Raw genomic sequence first — 5,117 nt, forward strand, 5'->3', positions numbered from 1 at the left:
CGGCGGGCCAGCGCGGCGGTGACCGCTCCGATGCCCACGCTCGCGGCCGCGACCATCAGGATCTCGCCCGAGGTGGGCGAGCCGGCCGCGGCGCCGGCGGCCAACCCGTGAGCGCTGATGCCGAACACGCCGCTGACCAGGGCCACCACGATGCCCACGACCGCGGTCACCACGGGTGGGGCCTCGTCGCGGAGGCGGTCGGCGGACATGGCCCGATTCTAGAGCGGACCTCCGACAGGGACCTACCCGGCGACCGGGCCCTCGGTGGTGGTCGCGATGCGGGCGCGTTCTTCGTCGGCCAGGCCGGCCTCGATCCGGGCGAGCATGTGCGGACTCAGGTCAGGCAGGTCGTTCACGCCGAACCAGCGGACGTCGGTGTTCTCGCCGTCGGCGGGATGGGGGTCGCCGCCGAGGTAAGTGCAGGCGAAGGTGTGGTCGATGTACTGCGCCCGGTCCCCGTTGCCGTAGGTGACCATCCGGGAGACGCCGATGGAGGCGACGCGGTCGACGCGAATGGTCACCGCCGCTTCTTCGCGGGCTTCGCGAACCGCGGTGTCGGCGGGGTGCTCGCCGGGGTCGACGATGCCGGTGACGGGGGTCCACCAGCCGTTGTCGCTGCGTCGCACGAGCAGGACCCGCTCGGCTGCGGGGTCGCGGATGACGGCGGTGGCCCCGGCGAGCCAGAGCGGGGCGGTTCCCACGTGCTTGCGGAGCTCGAGGACGAAGTCGGGAGTGGCCATGCCGGCGAGCGTATCGGCCGCGGAATCCGCCGGGTGAAATGACGGATCCCCCGCCGACCGTGTGGTCGACGGGGGATCGCCGAAGTGCTATCCGGTTGCTGACTCAGTCAGCGTGGATGGGGCAGAACCTCAGTTCTGCTCCTCCTCGGGCTCGCACTCATCCTGCTCCATGGAGCCGTTGTACTTGAGGAAGTCGATGGCCTCCTGCGGCAGCTGGCAGACGGCGCCCACGTTGATCTCCGGCAGCGGCGGGAGGTTGACCCCACCGGAGACGGCGATGCCGATGCCGATGCCGGCCGCGGCAAGCGAGCCGAGGGTCGCGAGGTCGCCGGCGTCGGAGCCCTCAGCGGTGGAGCCCCCGGCCAGCGAACCATCCGGACCGGTCAGCGAACCGGTCGCATCCTCAAGCGAACCATCCGGGCCGGTCAGATCGGCCAGCGAACCCTCCGGACTGGTCAGCTCGTCGAGCGAACCGGTCAGAGTCGTCAGCGAACCCTCCGTACCGGTCAGCGAACCGGTCGCGTCCTCCAGGGAACCGTCCGGACCGGTCAGGTCGCCGAGCGAACCGTCCGGACCGGTCAGGTCGCCGAGCGAACCATCCGGACCCGTCAGATCCTCAAGCGAACCACCCGGCTCCGTCAGCTCTCCGAGGGAGCCGGTCGGCAAGTCGCCGGGATCCGGCAGGTCAGCAGCGTCCGAGCCGAGGTCGAGGGCAAGGTCGAGGGCGAGGTCGCCGGAGCCGAGGGCGGCGCCGAGGTTCACGCCGAGTTCGGCACTACCCTGCGCGTTGGCGATGCCCGGCATGGAGCCGAGCGCGAGGCCGGAGGCCGCGATGACGGCCATCATTCGCTTTGCGTTCTTCATAGGAATTGCCTTCCTTTCGAGGTTGACGACGCGGCGATTCGGAATCTCCCCCTGCTCGCCGGCCCGGCACGTGGCCTTGACCACCCGCCGTTCGATCGTGTCATCACCATATCGAGGTAATACTCAGGGCTGTTACACCACGCTCTTCTATGACACAGCAACACGCCAACGATGGGCGGTTGGCCAACCTCGCAGCTAGACGCCAAATCGGGCCCCACACTGGCGTTCTCGGCCCACGACCTCGGCATATGTAAGTATTAAGAAATAAACTCGCTTTAACTGATTACTGGCAATTGCCCGTTAGGTGAGTTTAATCACACATTCGGGTGGTGGCGCCGTCAAGGAGTCCAAGACTGGGCGGAGTTGAACCACGCCGACCGAAGTTGAGGTTAACCTCGGATTATCCCCAACCTTCAGGAGCGTCATGGCATCGAGCACCACCGGAGTCCTCTTCCCCACCGATTCCTCCGGGAACCGCTCAACCGGACGGCTGGCCAAGGACGTCGTCGCCGACGCACTCGCCACCGTGGACCCGGCGGCCTCCGAGCGCGTCCACCGGATCAAGGACTGGCGTAAGGGCTACATCGAGCCCTTCACCGAACTCGTCAGCGCCGGGGTGTCCGACCCGGCGGCCTGGGACGGTGTCGCGCGTGCCGCCCTCGAGTCGCTGCAGTCCCGCATGGTCGGCGTGCACGACACAGCCGGGCAATCCGTGGAGACCCCGATGTCGGATTACCTCGCCGTCGTCGCCCCCACCACCACGCCGGCCACGGACACGATCCAGGGCACGGCGACCCCGGTCCGCGAGTTGTCCATCCCCTTCCGCGGCGAGGAACTGACCGGCGACCTCCTGCGCGCCCGGCTGGACACGTGGGTCGCGGCCAGTGTGATCGAACCCAGCTGCGCCGACGCGCTGAAGCTGGTCCAGGACAACCCGCAGTGGCTCTCCCTGCCCGGCCGCGCCATGCTCGTCCTGGGCCTCGGCTCGGAGATGGGGCCCGCCCGCCGCCTCCTGCAGTGGGGCGCCGACGTGATGGGCGTCGACCTGCCGTCGAGTCCGGCGTGGGAGCGCTTCCGCGAACAGGCATCGACATTCGCCGGGCGCCTGCACGTCCCCACCGGACCGGACGGCCGCCCCGGCATCGACCTGCTCACCCAGCTCCCCGAACTCGCGGCATGGGCCAGGGCCGCAGCCCCCGCACCGCTCACCGTGGGCAGCTACTTCTACGCGGACGGCGGAACCCACGTCCAGCTCTCCTCCGCGGCGGACGCCCTCGTCGTCGACCTCCTCCGCGACAACACCGCCGACGCGCTCGCCTACCTCGCCACCCCGATGGACACCTTCGTCGTCCCCGCGGACGTGCGGGAGGCCGCCAACGCGGCACTCGCGTCGCGCAAGATCACCGACGTCAAGCGACTCGTCGGTTCCGTCGCCCGCGGCAAGGTCTTCGCCCGCAATTACCCCGCCGGCCACGGCCCGGTGGTGCACGACGCCCTCGTACCCCAGCAGGGCCCTAACTACACCCTGGCCAAGCGGGTGCAGCGCTGGCGCGCCACCACCGCGTTCGCCGACGGACACACCGTCTCGGTCAACGTCGCCCCCGCCACCGACACCCACTCGGTGACCAAGAACAAGATCCTCGCCGCCACCTACAAGGGCGCCTACGCCTTCGGCATCGAGATCTTCGCGCCCGACACCTCCGCCGCCCTGCTCGCCGCGCTGATGGTCCACGACCTCAACGTGGGCCGACCGCAGGTGGACGTGCAATGGCAGCACGAGTCGTCGGGAGCGGCATCCGGCGGACTGTGGCGTCAGCCGTACCTGCCACGGACCGCCCTGCCGGTGGCCGCGCTGATCGGTACCGTCAGGAGGTAGGAGCACGCACCGCACCGCCGTCGGGACACCTGACACCGACCCCTGACACCGAGACATCTAAGGACGCCGCCATGCCGAACCCCTTCGCCAAGGGCTGGAACTACCTCAAGGCCTCGCTGGACAAGTCGGTCGACGACAACGCGGACCCCAAGATCCTCGTGCACCAGGCGATGAACCACGCGCGCGACCAGCACAAGTCGGTGTCCGACCAGGCGGCCGCGGTGATCGGCAACGCCAAGCAGCTCGAGATCGCCATGGGCACCAAGACGCGGCAGCTCGACGAGGTGCAGGGACAGATCCGACAGACCCTGCAGGTGGCCGAGCAGGCGCGCGCGGAGGGCGACACCTCCCGCGCCCAGCAGTTCGACACCCAGGCCGAGCAGCTCGCCGGGCGGCTGGTGGCACTGGAGCAGGACCTCGACCACACCAAGCAGCTGCACGGCCAGGCGGTGCAGGCCGCAGAGCAGGCCAAGCAGGCGGTGAAGGAGTCCGAACAGCGGCTGCGCGAGACACTGGCGCAGGAGGATCAGCTGCTCCTGCAGGCCACCCAGGCCGAGATGCAGCACCGGACCACCGAGTCCATGACCTCCCTGCAGGGCGCCGGCGGCGGCAACTCCCCGACCTTCGACGAGATCCGCGCCAAGATCGAGGGCCGCTACACCACCGCACTGGGCAAGCAGGAGCTCGCCGAGGCGACCGGCGCAACATCGACCGCACAGCTCGACGCCGCCGCGTTCACGCGCGAATCCGAGGGCAAGAGCAAGCTCGAGCAGATCCGCGCCTCGATGGGGCTCGACTCGGGTTCCGACTCCGGTGCCGACCGCCAGCTCACCGGAGGCGAGGGGCAGTCCGGGTGGTCGGCGGGGTCGCCGGCCGCGTCGTCCACCGGCCAGGCCGGGGCGCCCGGCCAGGCGGACCCGGAGGCCCCGAGGGACCCCGACGAGGCGACCGACCAGCCGAGCCCCGAGGACCTCTCCGGGCCCACGCTCCCCCGGGACACCAGGGAGTAGCCCCGGGCTATCGGCGAAGGAGTCGCCATGACCACCACACCCCGGGCCTCCGGATACCTCGCCCCGTCGGGCGCCGTGGTGTTCCCCCGCCGGCTGCCCATGTCCCGTGACCAGGCGTGGGCGGCCGTCACCGATCCGGCCCGCACCGCACGCTGGATCGGGTCGTGGTCGGGCGCCCCGGCGTCGGGCACCGTCGAGATGACGATGTGCGCCGAGGAGGGCTCACCCGCAGAGACCGTTGAGGTACTACGGTGTGAGGCGCCGAACCTCGTCGTCGTCAGGATCGGACCGGACGGCTGGGTGGTCACCGTGCGCATCGAGGGCGACGACGACGAGGTCACCATTTCCCTGGAACAGGACATCGCGGACGCCGAGTCCGCGTCCGACATCGGTCCCGGGTGGGACTTCTATCTGGACCGGTTGGTCGAGGCCGAGGCGGGCCGTGATCCGGAGGCCCTGCGTTTCTCCCGCGACTACCACCCCGCCCTGGCCGACCACTACCGGGCGTTGCTGCGCGGCTGAGACGGCTGGTCGCCGCTGCGGCCTTCGACTGCGCGCCCTCCACCTGTTTTCGCAGTTGAGAGCCTCATGTCGGACCTGCTTGCTAGTGTTTCCCCAATCGAACAC

The 5,117-nt window shown here is 69.8% G+C and carries 5 protein-coding genes and 1 pseudogene; 3 read left to right on the forward strand and 3 right to left on the reverse strand.

Going from position 1 to position 5,117, the window contains the following annotated elements:
- From G6023_RS12205 to G6023_RS12215, 3 genes and pseudogenes are all read right to left on the reverse strand, one after another.
- Nucleotides 1-209 (reverse strand): annotated as a pseudogene (locus tag G6023_RS12205) (hypothetical protein); the annotation flags it as partial.
- A gap of 33 nt (nt 210-242) precedes the next feature.
- Nucleotides 243-740 (reverse strand): NUDIX hydrolase, encoded by a 498-nt coding sequence (locus G6023_RS12210; RefSeq protein WP_159149077.1) that lies wholly within the window; start codon nt 738-740, stop codon nt 243-245.
- A 129-nt stretch (nt 741-869) separates the two neighbouring features.
- On the reverse strand, nt 870-1,604 hold the full coding sequence (locus G6023_RS12215; protein ID WP_182635713.1) for a hypothetical protein: 735 nt from the start codon (nt 1,602-1,604) through the stop codon (nt 870-872).
- 424 nt (nt 1,605-2,028) lie between these two features.
- Here G6023_RS12215 and G6023_RS12220 point away from each other — a divergent pair, with 424 nt between their 5' ends.
- From G6023_RS12220 to G6023_RS12230, 3 genes are all read left to right on the forward strand, one after another.
- Entirely contained in the window at nt 2,029-3,480 is a 1,452-nt protein-coding gene (locus G6023_RS12220) for a hypothetical protein (protein WP_182635715.1), read from the forward strand.
- Between the two features lie 71 nt (nt 3,481-3,551).
- Nucleotides 3,552-4,490: a PspA/IM30 family protein gene (locus tag G6023_RS12225; protein WP_182635717.1), complete on the forward strand. Its 939-nt coding sequence runs from the start codon at nt 3,552-3,554 to the stop codon at nt 4,488-4,490.
- A 27-nt stretch (nt 4,491-4,517) separates the two neighbouring features.
- Complete coding sequence (locus G6023_RS12230) at nt 4,518-5,012, forward strand: SRPBCC domain-containing protein (protein ID WP_182635718.1); 495 nt, start codon at nt 4,518-4,520, stop codon at nt 5,010-5,012.
- Nucleotides 5,013-5,117 lie beyond the last annotated feature (105 nt).

The sequence above is a fragment of the Dietzia sp. DQ11-71 genome (assembly GCF_014144995.1).
Taxonomy (GTDB): domain Bacteria; phylum Actinomycetota; class Actinomycetes; order Mycobacteriales; family Mycobacteriaceae; genus Dietzia; species Dietzia kunjamensis.

Bases quoted from the DNA above. Each gene is read 5' to 3' on its own strand.
- G6023_RS12210 (WP_159149077.1), bottom strand. From the start codon at position 740: ATGGCCACTCCCGACTTCGTCCTCGAGCTCCGCAAGCACGTGGGAACC.
- G6023_RS12225 (WP_182635717.1), top strand. From the start codon at position 3,552: ATGCCGAACCCCTTCGCCAAGGGCTGGAACTACCTCAAGGCCTCGCTG.
- G6023_RS12220 (WP_182635715.1), top strand. From the start codon at position 2,029: ATGGCATCGAGCACCACCGGAGTCCTCTTCCCCACCGATTCCTCCGGG.
- G6023_RS12230 (WP_182635718.1), top strand. From the start codon at position 4,518: ATGACCACCACACCCCGGGCCTCCGGATACCTCGCCCCGTCGGGCGCC.
- G6023_RS12215 (WP_182635713.1), bottom strand. From the start codon at position 1,604: ATGAAGAACGCAAAGCGAATGATGGCCGTCATCGCGGCCTCCGGCCTC.